16 protein-coding genes and 1 pseudogene are annotated in these 17,834 nt (G+C 69.4%); 10 read left to right on the top strand and 7 right to left on the bottom strand.

Translation table 11 applies throughout. The features are described 5' to 3' along the window. Positions 1 to 155: 155 nt before the first annotated feature. The 5 genes and pseudogenes from QIS96_RS35220 to QIS96_RS35195 all read right to left on the bottom strand — a co-directional run bounded on the left by QIS96_RS35220 (position 156) and on the right by QIS96_RS35195 (position 6,857). Complete coding sequence (locus QIS96_RS35220) at positions 156 to 587, bottom strand: hypothetical protein (RefSeq protein ID WP_282546927.1); 432 nt, start codon at positions 585 to 587, stop codon at positions 156 to 158. Positions 588 to 600: 13 nt separating this feature from the next. Further along, positions 601 to 5,291, bottom strand: a pseudogene (locus tag QIS96_RS35210) (putative T7SS-secreted protein). After that, a complete protein-coding gene (locus QIS96_RS35205; RefSeq protein ID WP_282546924.1) occupies positions 5,291 to 5,926 on the bottom strand; it encodes a hypothetical protein in 636 nt (211 codons plus the stop codon). Before QIS96_RS35205 ends, QIS96_RS35210 begins: the two are co-directional and overlap by 1 nt. Beyond that, positions 5,923 to 6,372: an SseB family protein gene (locus QIS96_RS35200; protein ID WP_282546923.1), complete on the bottom strand. Its 450-nt coding sequence runs from the start codon at positions 6,370 to 6,372 to the stop codon at positions 5,923 to 5,925. Before QIS96_RS35200 ends, QIS96_RS35205 begins: the two co-directional genes overlap by 4 nt. Positions 6,373 to 6,605: 233 nt before the next feature. Continuing rightward, positions 6,606 to 6,857 carry a hypothetical protein gene (locus QIS96_RS35195; RefSeq protein WP_282546922.1) on the bottom strand — a complete coding sequence of 84 codons (252 nt, stop codon included), beginning with the start codon at positions 6,855 to 6,857 and terminating at the stop codon, positions 6,606 to 6,608. A gap of 199 nt (positions 6,858 to 7,056) precedes the next feature. Here QIS96_RS35195 and QIS96_RS35190 point away from each other — a divergent pair, with 199 nt between their 5' ends. From QIS96_RS35190 to QIS96_RS35175, 4 genes are all read left to right on the top strand, one after another. Beyond that, positions 7,057 to 7,830: a PH domain-containing protein gene (locus QIS96_RS35190; RefSeq protein WP_282546921.1), complete on the top strand. Its 774-nt coding sequence runs from the start codon at positions 7,057 to 7,059 to the stop codon at positions 7,828 to 7,830. 155 nt (positions 7,831 to 7,985) lie between these two features. After that, positions 7,986 to 8,957 (top strand): deoxyribose-phosphate aldolase, encoded by a 972-nt coding sequence (gene deoC, locus QIS96_RS35185; RefSeq protein ID WP_282546948.1) that lies wholly within the window; start codon positions 7,986 to 7,988, stop codon positions 8,955 to 8,957. A gap of 26 nt (positions 8,958 to 8,983) precedes the next feature. After that, entirely contained in the window at positions 8,984 to 10,420 is a 1,437-nt protein-coding gene (locus tag QIS96_RS35180; RefSeq protein ID WP_282546947.1) for an aldehyde dehydrogenase family protein, read from the top strand. Continuing rightward, on the top strand, positions 10,413 to 11,330 hold the full coding sequence (locus QIS96_RS35175; protein WP_282546920.1) for an aldehyde dehydrogenase family protein: 918 nt from the start codon (positions 10,413 to 10,415) through the stop codon (positions 11,328 to 11,330). The genes QIS96_RS35180 and QIS96_RS35175 overlap by 8 nt, the downstream gene beginning before the upstream one ends. Positions 11,331 to 11,488: 158 nt before the next feature. Here the strand turns inward: QIS96_RS35175 and QIS96_RS35170 are convergent, their stop codons facing one another. Continuing rightward, positions 11,489 to 11,884 carry a hypothetical protein gene (locus tag QIS96_RS35170; protein ID WP_282546919.1) on the bottom strand — a complete coding sequence of 132 codons (396 nt, stop codon included), beginning with the start codon at positions 11,882 to 11,884 and terminating at the stop codon, positions 11,489 to 11,491. Positions 11,885 to 12,012: 128 nt separating this feature from the next. Between QIS96_RS35170 and QIS96_RS35165 the strand changes: the two genes are divergently transcribed. After that, entirely contained in the window at positions 12,013 to 12,672 is a 660-nt protein-coding gene (locus tag QIS96_RS35165) for a uridine kinase family protein (RefSeq protein ID WP_408907310.1), read from the top strand. A gap of 296 nt (positions 12,673 to 12,968) precedes the next feature. Here QIS96_RS35165 and QIS96_RS35160 read toward each other — a convergent pair whose 3' ends face one another. Next, the gene (locus tag QIS96_RS35160) at positions 12,969 to 13,718 is read right to left on the bottom strand and encodes a SigE family RNA polymerase sigma factor (protein ID WP_282546917.1); all 750 of its coding nucleotides are present in this window, start codon (positions 13,716 to 13,718) and stop codon (positions 12,969 to 12,971) included. Positions 13,719 to 13,962: 244 nt separating this feature from the next. Between QIS96_RS35160 and afsQ1 the strand changes: the two genes are divergently transcribed. The 5 genes from afsQ1 (at position 13,963) to QIS96_RS35135 (ending at position 17,833) form a co-directional block, all read left to right on the top strand. Next, positions 13,963 to 14,640, top strand: coding sequence for a two-component system response regulator AfsQ1 (gene afsQ1, locus QIS96_RS35155; RefSeq protein WP_282510855.1), 678 nt, complete (start codon positions 13,963 to 13,965; stop codon positions 14,638 to 14,640). Beyond that, a complete protein-coding gene (locus tag QIS96_RS35150) occupies positions 14,538 to 16,214 on the top strand; it encodes a sensor histidine kinase (protein ID WP_408907309.1) in 1,677 nt (558 codons plus the stop codon). Before afsQ1 ends, QIS96_RS35150 begins: the two co-directional genes overlap by 103 nt. Next, positions 16,211 to 16,837, top strand: a complete 627-nt coding sequence (locus QIS96_RS35145; protein WP_282546915.1) for a hypothetical protein — start codon at positions 16,211 to 16,213, stop codon at positions 16,835 to 16,837. Before QIS96_RS35150 ends, QIS96_RS35145 begins: the two co-directional genes overlap by 4 nt. Positions 16,838 to 17,003: 166 nt before the next feature. After that, positions 17,004 to 17,558 carry a VanZ family protein gene (locus QIS96_RS35140; RefSeq protein ID WP_282546946.1) on the top strand — a complete coding sequence of 185 codons (555 nt, stop codon included), beginning with the start codon at positions 17,004 to 17,006 and terminating at the stop codon, positions 17,556 to 17,558. Positions 17,559 to 17,632: 74 nt separating this feature from the next. After that, positions 17,633 to 17,833 carry a PspC domain-containing protein gene (locus QIS96_RS35135; protein WP_282546914.1) on the top strand — a complete coding sequence of 67 codons (201 nt, stop codon included), beginning with the start codon at positions 17,633 to 17,635 and terminating at the stop codon, positions 17,831 to 17,833. Position 17,834 lies beyond the last annotated feature (1 nt).

Genomic DNA, 17,834 nt, shown 5'->3' with positions numbered 1-17,834 from the left:
CTCGACGCACGTTACCTTTGCCTTACCTGCCACACGCCCCTTCCCAGCCCTTACGAACTGAGCGCTGCCCCTTGAAGGACGTTTACTCATGGAGACGTCGCCAAGCAAGGTGGCGTCGGAGTAGTTCAGCACCATACCCCTCGCTCTAGATAGACCTACTTGTAATCACGGGCCTCAAGCTCACGCAGACCTAGCGACTCCAACGCAGGCACCAGGATATCCAGATACCATCCGAAGTCGCAGAAGTGGGACCCGGGCGCCACGTAACGACGATTCACTGTAGCCGAGAATGAAACTTCAGTCCGCCCCTTATGGAAGATAATTTCGCCACCAGAGTCAGTCCCCTCAAAAAGAGCAGAAACCACAAAGGTAGCCTGCACGGAACTTGCCGCATCCACTTCCAGCAGTACACGATCGAACTCGTCCGCGCCAACTCTCACCCAATCGAACATGTCATCACTGTCGAGAATATATGAGACCTCTCCCTCATTTTTCAGGACGACGCCGCGAGCCTCGAGTCTCCGCAAAACGCCAGACACCTCAACCGGGTCATAAAAACTGAAATCGATTTCCGCAGACCTACTCACACCCGCCTCCAAATCATTCCATGGGAATTACACGCCAAGGGATTCCCTTTTTGTCCAGCCACCTCGTCACTCGCTCAGGTATCTCCCTCTCTGAAATCACCATGTAATCAACACCTTTACTCATTGCTATCTGCTGCTTCTGCCCTTCAGTTGAGAAGAACTTCCCCGCACGCTTATCGTCCATCTTCTCCCAGAACTCGCCGGACTTGGCTTCGTACCATGTTCCCCGACCAGTTCCTTCGTCAACAAACGCGCCATCAAACTCGCGCCCTCCCTCCTTGAATGATCCACCACCACCTAGCTGTTCCTGCAGCGAGCGCTCATACTCCTCTCCGCGCCTTTGAGCCTTCCTGCCGCCGCTCTCGCCGCAGCCATCGGTCGGCGTGAGGCCAAGGGGATCAATCCATGACGTGGGATTGTCAACGTAAGCCGCCGGATTGTCCGCCGGCTCAAGACCAAGTGGGTCTGCAGTGACATACCGACCAGTTTCGGGGTCATAATGCCTAAAGAAATTGTAGTGCAGGCCCGTCTCGGGGTCATGGTATTGGCCAGGGAATCGGAGTGGAGTATATGCCGTGTAGTCGCGGTTCCATCCGGTGGCGCCCCAAAGAGTGGTGCGGGTTCGCCAAGCGATTCCGCCTCTTTCATTCACGAGCGCGGTTGGGGTGGCCGATGAGGTCAGTGACGATCGCATAGAAGCGCTCGTCAACGTCCTCTGATGAAAGATTCTTGCGCTCCCTCTGAGTCAATGGGCGGAATCCCTCGTGATCCCAAGTAAGTGTGACCGCCTCTGGCACACCCGGCACATGGCTTGTCTGCTCGCAAAGAGTCGTCCCGTCCCAAGCGAAGTCGACCTGCTCCGCGACTGAGTCCCCGCCCGCCGTCGCAAGCCGCTGCTTGGATATTCGGCGGCCCAGCGCGTCGTATGCGTACCGCCACTTCGTGCCGTCCGGGGTGATCACCGACGTGAGGCGATCCTCCGCGTCCCACTCGTAGCGCCACGTGTCCGGCTTGCGGGACAAGCGGGTCTTTTGGCGGAGGAGCGTGCGGCCGCCCGCGTCGTGTTCGTAGCGGACGGAGCCTGCCGTGCGGATGCGGGTGCCCTCGTACGTGCGGGAGCCGATCGCCTCCTGGCCCGGCATCGCCTGCGGCCACGACGCTTCCGTCTGGTTGCCGGCCTCGTCGTAGGCGTAGCGCTCCGTCCAGCCGGCCGCGTGGACCGCCGTCACCCGGCCCGCCGCGTCCAGGTCGAAGCGGCGGGAGCCGTTGAGTTGGTCGTCGATGCCGATTAGGTTGCCGTCCGCCCGGTACGTGTAGCGCCGGGACTGGAGCGTGTGGTCGGCCGGGCCTACCAGTGACTGCTTCGTGAGGCGGCCCACCGCGTCGAACGAGTTCGTGAGGGAGAGCGAGTCGCCTATGAGTCGGCTGAGTTCCCGGCCTGCCGCGTCGTGTTCGAAGGTCATCGTTCGGCCGGAGGTGACCAGCTCTGTGCGGTTGCCTGCGGCGTCGTAGCGCCATGAGCTCTCCGCGCCCGATGGGGTCTTGCGGCCCACCCTCCGTCCGAGCTCGTCGTACGTGAACGTCATCGTCCGGCCGTTGACCGTCTCCGACACCAGTCGACCCGCCGCGTCCCGCGTCAGCTCAAGCACCGTGTCCGGGTTCACCGCCCGCGCGAGACTGCCCGTCGCGTCGTACTCGAACGTCGTGATCGCACCTGCTGCGTCCTTGCGGACCGTGCGGCCGAGTACGTCCCGCTCGAAGCGGATCACGTCGCCCATCGGTGTCGTGCGGGAGAGCAATTGGCCCGCTGCGTCGTGCGCGTACGTCAGGACTCGGTCGTCGAAGTCCGTCTCCGTGACCAGGCGACCGGTCGCGTCGTAGTCGTAACTCCACGTCAGGCCCTGCGGGTTGAGGACCTTGCGGAGTTGCAGCTGTGTGTCGTGCTCGAATTCGTAGCGGACGCCGTCTGGGCCTGTGCGGGCCGACAGCAGGTCGAAGTGGGTGTACTCGAAGGTCGAGACCTGGCCCATCGCATCGGTATGCGTGAGGCAGTTGCCCTCGCCGTCGTACGTCCAGGACTCCGACGAGCCGTCCGCGGCTGTGCGGCGCGCGAGCTTGCCCTCGACCGTCCACTCCAGGCGCGTCACCGCACCCAGCGGGTCCGTGACCGCCACCGGGCGGCCGAACGCGTCCCGTTCGTAGCGGGTCACCGCGCCCAGCGGGTCGGTGATCTCCAGGGGCAGGCCAGCCGGGTCGCAGCGGACCATCGTCGTCTCGCCCAGGGCGTTCGTGATCGACGCCAGGTTGCCGAGCGCGTCGTAGCCGAAGCGGGTCCGCGCGCCCGACGCGTCCGTCACCGAGATGCGGTTTCCGTACTCGTCGAACTGCTGGTACGTGCACGTGCCGTCCGAGTGCGCCACCACGACCGGCAGGCTCAACTCGTCATAGGCGACGCTGGTGTACGCCCCGTCCGGGCGGACCACCATCGTCACGCGGCCCAGCTCGTCGTACGCGTAACACGATGTCCGGCCGAGCGGGTCCGTGATCGTCAGCGGGCGGTCGTAGACGTCGCGCGTCGTGCGGGTCGTGGCCCCCGCCGGGTCCGTCTCCGCCACCACCTGCAACTGGCCGTTCACGAGATAACGCTGCGTGCGGCCGAGCGAGTTGGTGAACGTCGTCACCTTGTGGCCGGTGTCCGGGTCCGTTTCGTCGTACGTGTAAGTCGCGCGGAGGTGGCCCTCCTGGCCCGTCTGGTACGTGCACCGGTGCTGGTCGTCGTAGACGTAGCTGTACGACGAGTTGTTGGTGTCCGTCCAGGACGTGATGCGGCCCAGCTCGTCGTTGGTGAAGACGGTGGGACGGCCCGAGGAGTTCGTGACCGATGACAGGTGGCCGCGCTCGTCGTAGCCGTAGCGGACTATCTCCTGGTCCCCGCCGTCCGCACCCGCGCCCGCGAGGTGCAGGGCCGTGACGCGCTTGCCCTCGGTCGTGATCTTCAGGTGATAGCCGGCCGAGTGCACGAGAGCCGTGGGGGTCCCGTCGGCCTCGTACTCGAAGCTGACGTACTGGCCCGAGCGGTCGGTGATCTGCATCAGCAGGGCGATGCCGTTGCCGTCGCCCTCCGGAGCCGCGAAGTGCCAGCACCTGCCCTGCACGGGGTCCGTGACCGTGTAGTCGCCGTACGAGTCGAGCGTCAGCGCGTGATCGTCACCGCCGTTGGGCAGGACGGGGACCCCTGGGGCCGGGTGCGGGTAGGACAGGACCGCGCCGTCCGGGCGGACGAAGACGACCCCGGTCGCGTCCACCTCCAGGTGCTGGTCGACCGTGGATGCCCAGGACGGGCCGAACCAATACCCCGCCCGATACGAGGACTTGAAGTGGCGGGAGAACACGAGGGGGAGCGCGCTGGGCAGGGACACGTCCGTCTGCGGGAGCAGCATCCGGCCGCTCGCCATGTCCACCGGGTCGTTCGCGCAGACGCCCTTCTCCGGCGTCTTGCAGGAACCCTGCTTGTCGCCCTCCTCCCTGCCCTTGCCTGGCGGCTGGTCCGGGTGCGGCTTCCCGTCCGGGCCCTTCCCCCCATCTCCCTAGGCCCTTCGGGCCGACCAGGTTGCCGAAGAAGTTGCCTGCTGCACCCCAGGGGTCGCTGGTCCAGCCCGCGCCGATGAACGCCTTCGGGATGCGCTCCGGGTGGGCGGCCGTGCTGAGCAGGCCGGTCGCCAATGCGTTGGCGTTCTTCATGTATTCCGCAGGGTGGGTCAGGTTGTACGGGTCCAACGGGTTCACCGTGCGGACCGTTGCCAGGGTGCCGCCGACAGCCTCGGCCACACCGCCCGTGAAGTGAGCGAGCCCCATGCCGTACGACTGAGCGCCGTCCATGAGCTCAGCACCCGCCCGGTCAAGGAGATCGGGCTTCTCCGGGGCCGTCTCCATGGCCTGCTGCACCCTGCCGCGAGCCTCACGGGCGGCTTCGGTGCGCTGGCGGCGGGCCTCGTCCAGGGTCTCCTGCGCCTCCTGGCGGCCGGCGACACCCGGGTCGCGGAAGGGGCCGGGATTCGTGGGCTTGGGGCCCGGGTCGGTCTTGCCGGAGGCCAGATACTCGTCGTACGCCTCCATCGACGACTCGTACGAGCCGACCTTCAACTCGTGGTCCTTGGCGGCCTTTTCACTGGCCGCCTGCGCGCTCTTGTACAGCTCGATCGCGGCGGTCGCCTGCGACTGCGCCCAAGCGACCGTCTGCGCGTACGACTCCAGCGCACGCGAGGCGTCCTCGCAGGCGTCGGCGGCCGTCAGCCACTTCTTGGGCTGCATGGTGAACTTCTCGCGGAACCTGTCCGCCGCCTCGCCCTTCCAGAACCCCGAGTCCAGGTTCCCCAGGCCCCGCCCGACCGTCTCGAAGGCTCGGGCGAAGTCCTTGAGGTGCTTGGCCCGCTCCTCAAGGGCCGGAACGCTGCCGTGGATCAGCTCCTTGGGGTCGTCGCTCTCGCCGAGTTGCCGCTCGGGCACGTCCGAGCCAAGGCGGTTGCCGATGCCCTCGCCGACGTCACGGACGCCTTCCGCGGCCGAGTCCGCGCCCACGTACTGGAGGGCGTCCGCGGACTTGTCCGTGACCCAGCCGACCGCGTCGCCGGTCTTCTCCCTGACCGTGTCCATGGCGCCCGAAGCGGCATCCCCGATGCCGCTGAGCGCATCCCCGATGCCCATCAGCCCTTGCCCCCCTCGGCGTCGGACGAGTCACCCTTCGGCTTCACCTGCGGCCCGAACGACTTTTCCTCCGGACCGTCCGGCTGGTAGTCGCTGCTGTCCCGCCACGGGGTCAGCGTCGAGGTCTCCAGCTCCTCCCCGGTCCGGCTCCACGACTCCTTGATCTCGCGCTTGGCGTCACGGAACGAGTCCGCGCTGTAGTCCGCGTCCCGGACGTTCCCGGCGATGGTGCTGCTCTCCAGAGCTTCGGAAACGGACTGCCGCTTGATGTCCTCCTCCGTCGCGGCAGGATTGCCCGACACCTGGTTCACGAGCGTCTTGAACGTGTTCTTCCCGTACTCCTCCTCCTCGTGGTACAGCCCGGCCGACAGGTCCATCAGGCGGGCAAACTTGTTGGCGTCCTGCATCAGCGCCCGCACGCCCCAGTTCCACCTGTCGCAGAACCCGGCAAACGACTCCTGTAGCCCCGCGTCCCCCACCTCGAGACCTGCCAGCTCCAACTTGTCGAAGCCGCGCCCCAGTTCCGCGTCGATGTCGTTGAAGCCGAGCTCCTTCAGCTCGTCCATGGCCTGCTTGATGCCCTTGGTGAGCTGGGCCATCGCCTCCGGGTCAGCGCGGAATCCGTTGCCGCTCATCGCGCACCCTCGGCAGCCGTCGCGACCTGGTCAGGCGCATCGTCCTGCGCCGGCTGCCACGCCACGGCGTCCGGCACGATGTCCTGCACGGGCGGCAGCACGAGCCCCGCCGGACTGCCCGCGTCCACCGCGACGCCGACCGGCCCGCCTATCCCCGGAATCACCTGGTCGAGGAGGCGCGCACCGAACACCGGCATCCACTCGTCGACCGTCTCCGGACGCTGCTCCGCGAAACGCTCGAGGGTCTCCATCCCCGTGAAGGCGAACAGCCAGCGGACGTCGTCCGTCGCCACCGTCAGCAGCGAGCCCTCGACCACCGGCACGAGCACCTCGCTGCGCCGGAACTCCCCCACCAGCGCCCGCAGATCGCCCTCGCCGGACTTCGTCAACTCGGTCATACGCCGCGCCAATGCAGCAGCCCGCATGCCGACCACCCCCGTAGTCATCGCACTTCCCCGTTGCCTTGCGTTGCGTACGCGAAAGCTCATTGCGTACGCGAACTGCACCGTAACTGACGGGGCTGACAATCGAACACACAGTCACCTGCGCCACGTCCGCCCCTGGCGTGAAATCGACTAAGAATCAGCGCCAAGTGGCCCTACTCAGCTGCTAGTTGAGGAGAAGGCTTCATTGAGGCTCCACATGCGGCTGGCCGAAACCATCACCCTGGAGTGATCCTTCACTCGTCAGGCAGCGCCCGCCGCCCCAGCCACTCGACCGCCGTCTCCAGCACGTCCAACGAATAGCCCGTACGCAAGAACAGCTCGCGCGCGCTCACGGCGGTGAGGACCCGTCGGAAGAGGCCGGCCCAGAGCGAGAGTGTGTGGGGTGGCAGCTCATCGAGGAGCTCGACGGCGGCAGAGGAGCGCTCGGCTCTGGCGTGGCGGAGCGCATGCTTCAGGTAGCTCAACTCCTCCTGGGACAGCCCCATTCGGCGAGTCTCGGCTCCGGGAACTCCGGGAGTTGGAAGGCGATCTGGAAGAGCGCCCCGAATCGTTCCGCAGACGTCGTCTCGGCGTCGGCCACCCTGCTCCCCCTCTCCCCCTCTCCCCCTCCGACAGCTCCCCCATAAGACAGCACAGAGCAGCCCCAGTGACACCCCCACCCCCCGCTGCGTAACAATCACCCCCATGACGAGCCCGGACCCCAATCCCGATCCGCAGCCCGAGCCGGAGCGGCCTGATCGGCCCGATGACGAGCAGCCCGCCGCGAAGTCGGACGAGCAGCCCACCCCCGCTGCCTCCTCGGCGGACGCCACCCCCTCCGCCGACGCCACCGACCCCCAAACCCCCCAGCCCGAATACGCCGACCGCGTCTTCCGTTCCAGTGCCGGCATCGCCGGGGGCGTGCTGCTGCTCGGGCTCTCGTTGTGGATCGGTGGGGACGCGCTCGTGCGGGGGGACGGGCGGACGCCGTGGCTCGCGCTTGCCGGGTTGTTGTTCCTCGTGCCGTTGATCGTGGCGTACACCGTGCGGCCCGCCGTGTTCGTGAACCAGACGCGGCTGCGGGTGCGGAACCCCTTCCGTACGATCACGCTGCCGCTCGCCTCCGTGGAGGCGCTGCGGTCCGGGTACTCCAGCGAGGTGTTCGCGAGCGACGGGCACAAGTACCAGCTGTGGGCGATCCCCGTGTCGCTGCGGGCGCGCAAGAAGGCCGCTCGGCGGCAGGTGCGGGACTCCGTGGAGGACCCGAGCGGGCGTACGTCCCCCCTGTTCACCGGGCGGAACCTCGGGCCCACCCGCGCCCCCTCCGACCAGGCCCTCGACGATCTGCGGGAGCTCGCCGAGCGGCACGCCGCCGATCCGGGGGCGCAGGGTGAGCCGAGCGTGCGCTGGGCGTACGAGATCCTCGCGCCGAGCGTGGCCGGGGCCGTGCTCCTGGCCGTGCTTCTGCTCATCGGCTGAGTCCACGTCCAGTAGCTGAGCCCCCTGCAGTAAAAAACGCATGCTTCGTGTGGCCGGGGCCCTGTCGGGTCCCGGCCACTCGCGTATCCGCGTACCCCGCCCCACCCCACCCCTGTACAAGCCGCTACGCGCGTAGATATGCTCGCCTGGTGACCATGCCCACCACCGCACATGCCACCGCATCTGCCACTGCATCCGCCTTCGCCGACGCCACCGCGTCCGACAGTGCGCTGCGCCGCTTCCTGCACGGGCTGCCCGGCGTGGACGCGGTCGGCCTCGAGGCGCGTGCCGCCGCGCTCGGGACGCGTTCCATCAAGACGACGGCCAAGGCGTACGCCATCGACCTGGCCATCTCGATGATCGACCTGACGACCCTGGAGGGCGCCGACACCCCGGGCAAGGTCCGGGCGCTCGGCGCGAAGGCCGTCCATCCGGATCCGAGCGACCGTACGACGCCGCGGACCGCCGCCGTCTGCGTCTATCCGGACATGGTCGCGACCGCCAAGGAGGCCGTCGCCGGGTCCGGCGTGAAGGTGGCGTCCGTCGCGACGGCCTTCCCCGCCGGGCGGGCCGCGCTCGACGTGAAGCTGGCCGATGTGCGGGACGCCGTCGCCGCGGGCGCCGACGAGATCGACATGGTCATCGACCGCGGCGCGTTCCTCGCGGGCAGGTACCTGAAGGTGTACGACGAGATCCGCGCCGTGAAGGAGGCCTCGGGCACCGCACGGCTCAAGGTGATCTTCGAGACTGGCGAGCTGTCGACGTACGACAACATCCGGCGCGCCTCCTGGCTCGGCATGATGGCCGGGGCGGACTTCATCAAGACCTCGACCGGCAAGGTCGGCGTCAACGCCACCCCCGCCAACACCCTGCTCATGCTCGAAGCCGTGCGCGACTTCAAGCAGCAGACCGGTGTGCAGATCGGTGTGAAGCCCGCCGGCGGCATCCGGACCTCCAAGGACGCCGTGAAGTTCCTCGTCCTCGTGAACGAGACGGCCGGGGCCGACTGGCTCGATAACCACTGGTTCCGGTTCGGCGCCTCCAGCCTGCTCAACGACCTGCTGATGCAGCGCCAGAAGCTGGCCACCGGCCGCTACTCCGGCCCCGACTACGTGACGGTGGACTGATCGACATGGCTGACAAGACCGAGACCTTGAACAACCCCTTTGAGTACGCGCCCGCGCCCGAGTCGCGTTCCGTCGTCGACATCGCCCCGTCGTACGGCCTGTTCATCGACGGCGAGTTCACCGAGGCGGCCGACGGCAAGGTCTTCAAGACCGTCTCCCCCGCGACCGAAGAGGTGCTCTCCGAGGTCGCGCAGGCCGGCGCCGCGGATGTGGACCGGGCCGTGAAGGCCGCGCGCAAGGCCTTCGTGAAGTGGTCCGCGCTGCCGGGCGCCGAGCGGGCGAAGTACCTGTTCCGGATCGCCCGGATCATTCAGGAGCGGTCCCGCGAGCTGGCCGTCCTGGAGACCCTGGACAACGGCAAGCCGATCAAGGAGACCCGCGACGCCGACCTGCCGCTGGTCGCCGCGCACTTCTTCTACTACGCGGGCTGGGCCGACAAGCTCGACCACGCGGGGTACGGGGCGAATCCGCAGCCGCTCGGTGTGGCCGGGCAGGTCATCCCGTGGAACTTCCCGCTGCTCATGCTCGCGTGGAAGATCGCCCCGGCGCTCGCCACCGGCAACACGGTCGTCCTGAAGCCCGCCGAGACCACCCCGCTCTCCGCCCTGTTCTTCGCGGACATCTGCCGCCAGGCCGGGCTGCCCAAGGGCGTCGTCAACATCCTTCCGGGGTACGGCGACACGGGCGCGGCGATCGTCGCGCACGACGACGTGAACAAGGTGGCGTTCACCGGTTCCACGGCCGTCGGCAAGGAGATCGCCCGTACCGTCGCGGGGACGGACAAGAAGCTCACGCTCGAACTGGGCGGCAAGGGCGCCAACATCGTCTTCGACGACGCCCCCATCGACCAGGCCGTCGAGGGCATCGTCTCCGGGATCTTCTTCAACCAGGGCCAGGTCTGCTGCGCCGGTTCGCGACTGCTCGTACAGGAGTCGGTCCAGGACGAGTTGCTCGACTCGCTGAAGCGGCGCCTCGGCACGCTCCGCCTCGGCGACCCGCTCGACAAGAACACCGACATCGGCGCGATCAACTCCGCGGAGCAGCTCGCCCGGATCACGGCGCTCGCCGAGACCGGCGAGGCCGAGGGCGCCGAGCGCTGGTCCGCGCCCTGCGAACTCCCCACCTCCGGCTACTGGTTCGCGCCCACGCTGTTCACCAACGTCACGCAGGCGCACACCGTCGCGCGGGACGAGATCTTCGGCCCGGTCCTCTCGGTGCTCACGTTCCGTACGCCGGAGGAGGCCGTCGCCAAGGCCAACAACTCGCAGTACGGCCTGTCGGCGGGCATCTGGACCGAGAAGGGCTCGCGGATCCTCGCGGTCGCGGACCGGCTGCGCGCCGGGGTCGTCTGGGCCAACACGTTCAACAAGTTCGACCCGACCTCGCCGTTCGGCGGTTACAAGGAGTCGGGCTTCGGCCGCGAGGGCGGCCGCCACGGCCTGGAGGCGTACCTCGATGTCTGAGAAGTCCGAGAAGAGCGAGAAGAGCGAGCAGAACCGTCTGAGCGTCTTCAAGACCTACAAGCTGTACGTGGGCGGGAAGTTCCCGCGATCCGAGAGCGGCCGGGTGTACGAAGTGACGTCGAGCAAGGGTGAGTGGCTGGCCAACGCCCCACAGTCGTCCCGGAAGGACGCGCGGGACGCGGTCGTCGCCGCCCGCAAGGCTTTCGGCGGCTGGGCCGGCAAGACGGCGTACAACCGCGGCCAGGTCCTCTATCGCGTGGCCGAGATGCTCGAAGGCCGCCGCGAGCAGTTCGTCCGTGAAGTCGCGGACGCCGAGGGCCTGTCGAAGTCCAAGGCCGCCGCGCAGGTGGACGCCGCGATCGACCGCTGGGTCTGGTACGCGGGCTGGACCGACAAGATCGCGCAGATCGCCGGCGGGGCCAACCCGGTCGCCGGGCCGTACTTCAACCTGTCCTCGCCGGAGCCGACGGGCGTGGTCGCCGTCGTCGCCCCGCAGGAGTCGTCGTTCCTCGGGCTCGTCTCCGTGGTCGCCCCGGTCATCGCGACCGGCAACACGGCCGTCGTGATCGCGAGCGAGGCGGCGCCGCTGCCCGCGCTCTCCCTCGGCGAGGTCCTCGCCACGTCCGACCTGCCGGGCGGCGTGGTCAACGTCCTCTCGGGGCGTACGGCGGAGATCACGGCCCCGCTCGCCGCGCACCAGGACGTCAACGCCCTTGATCTGTGCGGCGCGGACGAGGTCCTGGCGAAGGAGCTGGAGGTCGCCGCGGCCGACAACCTGAAGCGCGTGGTTCGTCCACAACCTGTGGACTGGTCCGCCGACCAGGGCACGCACCGCCTCACCGCGTTCCTGGAGACGAAGACGGTCTGGCACCCGACGGGGTCGCTGGGCGCGTCCGGCTCCGCGTACTGAGTCACCGGCACACACCCGCATACGTCGAACGCCGGGCAGGCCCAACTGCGGCCCGCCCGGCGCTCGTTCGCGTACGGCGTTCGCGTACGGCGTTCGCGTACGGCGTTCGCGTACGGCGTTCGCGTACGGCGTTCGCGTACGGAGAACGACCCGGCGACTCAGCCCGGCAGCAGGCTGGTCACCTCGCCCACCACGGGCAGCGTGCCGAGCGTGCCGCCCTTCGTGATCGGGTCCGTCACGGCCGCCGTCGACACCGGCTGGAAGTCCGCGACCTGCGTGCCCACCGCGTTGTCCAGCGGGTCCACACCGGTGTTGGCCAGCGGGTCGAGCTGCAGGTTCTTCAGCGGGGCCGTCGCGTGCGGCAGCGCACCCGTCACCGCCGCACCCGCCGACGGCACGTCGAGGTCGCCGAGCGGTACGGGCGCGGGCAGCGGCTGTGCGCTCGCCGTCGCCGCACCGCCCGCGCCGAGGGCCGCGCCGACCGCGGCGAGGGTGAACCCGGCGCGCATCAGCGTGCGGTGCGCGGGCCGTCGGGATGCTGCATGTCGTGCCATGGGTACGCCACCTGTCCGGGCTGATCGCGTAATCGGTCGGACACGAAGCGTAATTGAGATGTGATGCGGCTTTCAAAGAACGGCCGACGGGGTCGCTTGTGCGAGGGAATGCCTCACACTGGTGTCCCGTGACCGCCCATCCCCCCATACCGACGCGCGTCGTCCTGCTGACCGGACCCTCCGGCGCCGGCAAGACCCGACTCGCCGCCCGCTCGGGCCTTCCGGTGCTGCGCCTCGACGACTTCTACAAGGAGGCCGGCGACCCCACGCTGCCGCTGGTCGCGGGCAGTCGGGACGTCGACTGGGACTCCCCCGCCTCCTGGGACGCGGACACGGCCGTCGCCGCGATCGCCGAACTGTGCCGCTCGGGGCGTACGCGCGTGCCGGTCTACGACATCTCGGTGAGCGCGCGGGTCGGCGAGGAGAGCTTCGACATCGAGCGCACCCCGCTGTTCATCGCCGAGGGCATCTTCGCGGCGGACATCGTGGAGCGCGTACGCGAACTCGGCGTCCTGGCCGACGCGTTGTGCCTGCGCGGTCGGCCGACGACGACGTTCCGGCGGCGGCTCGCGCGCGATCTGAAGGAAGGCCGCAAGTCGGTGCCGTTCCTGCTGCGGCGCGGCTGGCGGCTGATGCGCACGGAGCGCGCCGTGGTGGCCCGGCAGACCGCGCTCGGCGCGCACCCCTGCGGCAAGGAGGAGGCCCTCGGCCGGCTCGCCTCGGCGGCGGCAGGGCGGTGCGTGCAGGCGCGCGGTGCGCGGCGGAGTTCGGCGCCCGATCCGGCGTAGCCCGCACAGCCACCGCTTGCAGGGCCCGCACATGACGGGCCCGGACACGGCTACGGGCCCGGACATGACGACGGGACCGGTAAGACCCCCCGGCCTCCCGGTCCCGCTGCCGTTTCCCCCGTGCTCCCCCGTGCTCCCCCCGTCGGGATCCCGTCCCCCGAAGTACCCCCGTACTCCCCCGTGGGATCCCGTACTGCTCCCCCCTCCTGCTTTCCCCCGTGCTCCCCCGTGTTCCCCCTCGGTCTTCCCGTCGCGTCCCCCGATGCGACGGCCCCCCTGCCTTCGTCGTGCGGCGGCTACGCCACCAGTTCGCCGAAGGACTCCTCCAGGTCACGGCCGAAGCTGAGGACCTCGTCCTCGCGCAGCCGGCGGAGCGACCGCCAGATGCTGGACTTCACCGTGCCCACGCTGATGTCGAGGATGTCCGCGATCTCCGGGTCCGTACGGCCCTCGTAGTAGCGGAGCACGAGCATCGTCCGCTGCAGTTCCGGGAGGCGGGCCAGGGCCTGCCAGAGAACCGCGCGCAGCTCGGTGCCGCGCATCGCGTCCGTGTCGACCACCGTCTCCGGCAGTTCCTCGGTCGGGTACTCGTTCAGCTTGCGGCGGCGCCACGCGCTGATGTGCAGATTGGTCATGGTGCGGCGGAGGTAGCCCCCGACCGCGGCCTTGTCGCTGATCCGGTCCCAGGCCCGGTACGTCGAGAACAGCGCGCTCTGCAGCAGGTCCTCGGCCTCGAACCGGTCACCGGTCAGGTGGTAGGCGGTGGCGTACAGGGAGGCGCGGCGCTCCTGGACGTAGGCGGTGAACTCCGCCTCCGACAGGGACGCCTGCTCCCCCGAGCCCTCCCCGTACGTTCCCCCGTTGCCGACCCCGCGCTTGGCGTGGGAGTCGACCACCGTCATGTAACCGGTGTGCTGGCGTCCGGTTCCGCGGGAACACCCCCGCACCCCCGTACCGGACTTCTCGTGCTGGCCCGCACCCCGCGTGGTGAGGTCGTGCAGACGCGTGACGACTGCGCTTGCGCTGGTGCCGTGCAGTGTGTTCATCTCGCGCCCCCCGTCGTGGAGTCCTGGCCCAGCTGCACCGTCGTGGTCCTGACCGGTGCTTTCCGTGTGACCCAAAGCCTGCCCCTCGACTTTCATCGCGGTGTCTGTCGACTGTCACAGGCCTGTCACAGGGGTCTGTGGACCGCCTGTCGGTCGCGGAGATCGCGGACGGAAGAGGCCGGTGAACGGTCGGGAGCGCTCCAACTGTCGAAACACCACCGCACCATGCGACAGAATGACTGACGTGCCTTCCCTGTTGCTGATCGAAGACGACGACGCCATCCGCACGGCCCTTGAGCTGTCGCTGACGCGCCAGGGGCATCGTGTGTCCACCGCCGCCACGGGCGAGGACGGTCTGAAGCTCCTGCGCGAACAGCGCCCGGATCTGATCGTTCTCGACGTGATGCTGCCCGGGATCGACGGTTTCGAGGTGTGCCGCCGGATCCGGCGCACGGACCAGTTGCCGATCATCCTGCTCACCGCGCGCAGCGACGACATCGACGTGGTGGTCGGCCTGGAGTCCGGCGCCGACGACTACGTGGTCAAGCCCGTGCAGGGCCGGGTGCTCGACGCCCGGATCCGGGCCGTCCTGCGCCGCGGCGAGCGCGAGGCGAACGACGCGGCGGCCTTCGGCTCGCTGGTCATCGACCGCTCCGCGATGACGGTCACCAAGGACGGCGAGGACCTGCAGCTGACGCCGACCGAGCTGCGGCTGCTGCTCGAACTCAGCCGCCGGCCCGGCCAGGCCCTCTCCCGCCAGCAGCTGCTCCGCCTGGTGTGGGAGCACGACTACCTCGGCGACTCCCGCCTGGTGGACGCGTGCGTGCAGCGGCTGCGCGCCAAGGTCGAGGACGTGCCGTCGTCGCCGACCCTGATCCGCACGGTGCGCGGCGTCGGCTACCGCTTGGACACGCCTCAGTGACAGCCGCCCGCAAGACCTGGGGCCGCCGGCTCCTCACCAGTCTCCGCCTGACCAGCCTGCGGCTGCGGCTCGTCCTCGTGTTCGCGCTGATCGCCCTGATCGCGGCGGTCTCCGCGTCCGGCATCGCGTACTGGCTGAACCGCGAGGCCGTCCTCACGCGCACCCAGGACGCGGCGCTCGGCGACTTCAAGGAGGCCATGCAGGACCGCGTGGCCTCGCTGCCCCGGCAGCCCACGAAGGACGAACTCGACCGCGCCGCACGGAACATGGCGCACGGCAGCCAGGGCTACAGCGTCGTCCTGATCGGCGAGAACCCCGACGGCAGGACCGTCGTCGGCACCTCCGAGCTGGACGCCTTCACCCGCGACGACGTACCGGCCTCGCTGCGCAAGGCCGTGGAGAAGCCGGCCGCGGAGAAGGGCGAGAAGTCCGGCGGGTCCGAAGGGTCCGGCGAGGAGTCGTACCGGCTGTTCTGGCAGCGCAAGGTGGAGGACGGCACTCCGTATCTCGTGGGCGGTACGCGGGTGATGGGCGGCGGACCCACCGGGTACATGCTCAAGTCCCTCGAACCGGAGGCGAAGGACCTCAACTCCCTCGCCTGGTCGCTCGGGATCGCCACCGCGCTCGCCCTGGTGGGCGCCGCGCTGCTCGCGCAGGCCGCCGCGACGACCGTGCTCAAGCCGGTGCACCGGCTGGGTGTCGCCGCGCGCAGGCTCGGCGAGGGCAAGCTCGACACCCGCCTGAGGGTCTCCGGCACGGACGAACTGGCCGAGCTGTCACGGACGTTCAACTCCACGGCCGCGTCCCTGGAGAAGAAGGTCGCGGACATGAGCGCCCGCGAGGAGTCCAGCCGCCGCTTCGTCGCCGACATGTCGCACGAGCTGCGCACCCCGCTCACCGCGATCACCGCCGTCACCGAGGTCCTCGAAGAGGAGGAGGACAGCCTCGACCCGATGATCGCCCCGGCCGTACGCCTGGTGGTCAGCGAGACCCGGCGCCTCAACGACCTCGTCGAGAACCTCATGGAGGTCACCCGCTTCGACGCCGGCACCGCACGCCTCGTCCTGGACGACGTGGACATCGCCGACCAGATCACCGCCTGCATCGACGCCCGCGCCTGGCTGGACGCCGTCGAGCTCGACGCCGAGCGCGGCATCATGGCCCGGCTCGACCCGCGCCGCCTCGACGTGATCCTCGCCAACCTGATCGGCAACGCCCTCAAGCACGGCGGCTCCCCGGTCCGGGTCTCCGTCCGCGAGGAGGGCACCGACCTGGTGATCTCCGTACGGGACCAGGGCCCCGGCATCCCCGAGGAGGTGCTGCCGCACGTCTTCGACCGGTTCTACAAGGCCAGCGCGTCCCGGCCGCGCTCCGAGGGCAGCGGCCTCGGCCTCTCCATCGCCCTGGAGAACGCCCACATCCACGGCGGCGAGATCACGGCCGCCAACTCCCCCGGCGGCGGCGCCGTGTTCACCCTCCGGCTGCCCAGCGGCGAGGGCGACGGGGACGGCGGACCCGGCGGCAGCGCGGACGACGGCGACACGGAACAGCAGGCGAAGAAGGCGGACCGATGACGGCACGTACGCGGACCCGGACGCTCCTTGTCCGGTCCACTCTGGCCGCCCTGCTCGGCGCGGGCCTCGCCGGCTGTGGCATCCGCGCCACGGAGGTACCGACGGACTTCGGCCCGGCCCCGTCCCGGGTGCCGTGCGTGAGCACCGCCGCCGACGTCGCCACCCAGGCGCACACCGACACCGTCCCGGAGGGCATCTTCCTCGTCTGCGGCTCGCAGCTGGTGCGCGTCGACCGCGCGGTACGGCTCTCCGCCGCGGCCGCCGAGGACCGGGTGAGCGTCGCCCAGGCCCTGCTCTCCGAACTGCGCGAGCCGCCCACCGAGGCCGAGGAGCAGGCCGGGTTCACCTCAAGCGTCACGGGCGCCCCCAAGGTCACGGGGCCGCGCGGCGGCGACCCGGCGACAGCCCTCAGGATCAGCACCCCGCCCGAGCGGATGACCCCGTACGAGCTGGCCCAGATCGTCTGCACCTTCGCGCAGAGCGTGGCCGCGGAGCGGGACGAGGCGGTGGTCCTCGGCGGGCCGGGCGGGTCGCCGCTGCGGCGGTACGAGTGCACGGAGGAACTCCGCGCCCGCCCCGGCACGGTTCCTGCCCCGGCGGAAACGGTCAACCCGGACTCCTAGCCCCGACAGGGGCTCGGGGAACTGCGCGACCAGCCACGACGAAAGCCGCAGTCGCATCTGCGTGGTGCATGCGCAGACGCGACTGCGGCTTTTCGTGGGTTGCTCGCGCAGTTCCCCGCGCCCCTGTCGGGGAACCGATCGCGCGGGTGGGCGCGTCTTGGGTGACGTGCAGCGTCAAGGCCTGAGCGGCAGCACCGGTGCCGCGGTTCGTCTCCGCGTGGCGGGAGCCCTACTCCTCCTCGCGTATCTCCTGTTCGTCGCCTGGGTCACGCTGCGTCCGCTGGACGTGCCCTGGGTGAGCGCGCCCAACCTCCAGCCGATGGCCGGCATCAGAGCGGACCTGGCGCTCGCGCCCGAGGAGGCCGCGCGCCGGATCGGCGAGAAGCTGCTGCTCCTGGCCCCGCTCGGGGTGCTGCTTCCGCTGGTCGGCGGCCGGCTGCACGCCCAGCCCCTGGTCTCCCTGACCCGTACCGTCGCCGCGGGTCTGCTGCTCTCCCTCGGGATCGAGCTGCTGCAGACCGGCGTGCCGGGACAGGTCGTCGACGTCGACTCGCTGCTGCTCAACACCCTCGGGGTGGCCCTGGCGCACCTGGCCGTGGTGCCTGCCGCCCGTGCCCGCCTGCGCCGTCGGCGGCCGTACGGTCCGGTGCGGGCCAGGGCGAGGGACGAGGGCTCTCAGGGTCCGACCCCGACGATTCCCAGGGTCGGGATCGCCCCGTAGTCCGACGCTTTCCACCGGTTCGCGAACGTACCGTCGAAGACACAGACGTTCTCCACGTACGCGAAGGAGCCACCATGACCGCCCTTGTTCGCCCCAGGAACGGACGGATGATCGGCGGAGTGTGCGCAGCGCTGGCCCAGCGCTTCGGCACCTCCGCGACGACGATGCGCGTGATCTTCGTGGTCTCGTGCCTGCTGCCGGGGCCGCAGTTCCTGATCTACCTCGCCCTGTGGCTGCTGCTGCCCTCGGAGAAGAAGGCCTCGCCCGCCTGGTAGC

It is taken from the genome of Streptomyces cavernicola (assembly GCF_029968035.1).
GTDB classification, from domain to species: domain Bacteria; phylum Actinomycetota; class Actinomycetes; order Streptomycetales; family Streptomycetaceae; genus Streptomyces; species Streptomyces cavernicola.
The sequence above is the reverse complement of the archived record's forward strand: the minus strand, read 5'-3'. Positions and strand labels throughout refer to the sequence as shown.